The 1861-nt window shown below is 66.4% G+C and carries 3 protein-coding genes; all 3 read right to left on the minus strand.

All coding sequences use genetic code 11. The features are described from left to right. The coding region (locus tag RSO01_RS46605; RefSeq protein ID WP_147157450.1) for a hypothetical protein at window positions 1-727 on the minus strand (727 nt) is incomplete at its 3' end. A gap of 88 nt (window positions 728-815) precedes the next feature. After that, on the minus strand, window positions 816-1361 hold the full coding sequence (locus RSO01_RS46610) for a CarD family transcriptional regulator (RefSeq protein ID WP_246159266.1): 546 nt from the start codon (window positions 1359-1361) through the stop codon (window positions 816-818). Window positions 1362-1638: 277 nt separating this feature from the next. Continuing rightward, on the minus strand, window positions 1639-1861 hold a 223-nt coding region (locus tag RSO01_RS46615; RefSeq protein ID WP_147157451.1), incomplete at its 5' end, for a DUF3470 domain-containing protein.

The following is a 1861-nucleotide window of genomic DNA, read 5'->3' on the forward strand; positions in this document are numbered from 1 at the left end:
TCACCGTCAGCACCCGTCCGTCGTCGGCCGCTTCACCGGGGCCTGTGCCGCGGACCAGTCGCGTCAATCCTGTCCAGCCGGCATCGCCGCCGCTCGCCAGGGCGGCATCGAGCGCGCGGTCGCTCTGGCCGTTCCACCAGAAGGCGTCGGCCTGGTCGTCGATCGGCCGCGTGGCGTCGACGCCAGCCGCCGACAGCAGCGTCGTGCCGTCGGCGCTGAGCGCGGCACGCGTCAGGGAGTTCAGGAGCTCGGCGTGGCCGGGGTGCGCCATCTGCGCCTGGCGCAGGCCGACGGTCCAGCGCGCGATGGCGGTTGCACCGCCGCGGCAGGCGATGCGGCCTTCCTCGACGCTGCCGCCATAGGCCTGCACGATTGCCGCGAGCCCCCGTCCCAGCATCCAGTCGAGCACCGACAGCGGCGACATGGCGAACTGCAGGCTGAGCAGCTTGTGCCACATCTCCTCCTGGGCGCCGCGCAGGAAGAAGACGTCGCAGGCGAGGTTGGTCGCCAGCACCCGGCGGCGCAGCAGCAGCAGCAGGTCCAGGGTGCGGCCGGGATCGCCGTCGCCGCCCAGCATGTTGCCCAGCACCACGAGCTTGTCGCCGCGCTGCCAGCGCTGCAGCAGCGCGCCGGCCAGCGCCTCGAGCGCCCGGTCGTTGCCCTGTTGGGCGCCGAGGGCCCAGATGCGGCCGCCGTCGCTGAGGCGGGCAATGGTGGGGGCAGTCACGGGCAGGTCATTTGGGGGCGGCTCATGAAAAAGGCGGCGCGACGTTTCCGTCGGCCGCCTTTCAGCTCATTCCTGCCAGGTCCGCCGTTCAGGCGACCTTCTGCAGAACGCTGTTCAGCTTCTGCGTGGCAACGTCCTTGTCGATGCGCTCGACTGCCGCCAGCTCGCGCGCCAGCCGATCCAGGGCGGCTTCGTAGATCTGCCGCTCGCTGTAGGACTGGTCGGGCTGGCCGGCATTGCGATGCAGGTCGCGCACGACTTCGGCGATCGACACCGGGTCACCGGAGTTGATCTTGGCTTCGTATTCCTGCGCCCGGCGGTTCCACATGGCGCGGCTGACGCGGCTGCGGCCCTTCAGGGTTACCAGCGCGTTCTCCATGATCTTGCGTGAGCTGAGCTTGCGCAGGCCGGAAATCTTGGCCTTCGCCACCGGCACGCGCAGCATCATGCGCTCCTGCTCGAACGAGATGACGAACAGGTCGAGCTTGTGCCCGGCGATCTCCTTCGCCTCGATATCGATCACGCGACCGACACCGTGCGTCGGATAGACCACGAAATCGCCCTTCTCGAAGGCATACTCCTTCGGCTTGGCCGCAATCTTCTTCGGCTTGGCCATGTCTTCAGATCCCTTCACGTCCACGTCCTACCCCGCGCTGAAGCGATACCGCGACCCACCGCTCACGCCCCCTTGCGTGTCGGCCCGATGCCGGGTATCCGTGAGTTGTTTTCGGATACCTACCAGGACACCGAGCCAGCGGCGGTCCGACCTTGGGACCGCTTCCGACGGCCCCCTTATATCAGAGATTCGCGCCAGAGTCGCGGGCGATGTTGCATTTCGGCAACGGTCTGCCCATGCAACAGTTGCATGACTGTCGCAAAAAATGCGTTAGGGGCGCGAAAAGTGGCGGAATCTAACGCGCCGCCGGCTTGTCCGAGAAATACTTCTCAAACTTGTCTTTTTCGTCTTTAAAATTTTCTGCGTCGGCCGGCGCCTCACCCTTGCGGGTGATGTTCGGCCAGGTGGTCGACAGGCTGCGATTGAGCTCCAGCCACTTCTCCAGACCCTTCTCGGTGTCGGGCAGGATGGCGTTGGGCGGGCATTCAGGCTCGCAGACCCCGCAGTCGATACATTCA

Origin of the sequence: Reyranella soli (genome assembly GCF_007992495.1) — a bacterium.
Classification (GTDB): Bacteria; Pseudomonadota; Alphaproteobacteria; order Reyranellales; family Reyranellaceae; genus Reyranella; species Reyranella soli.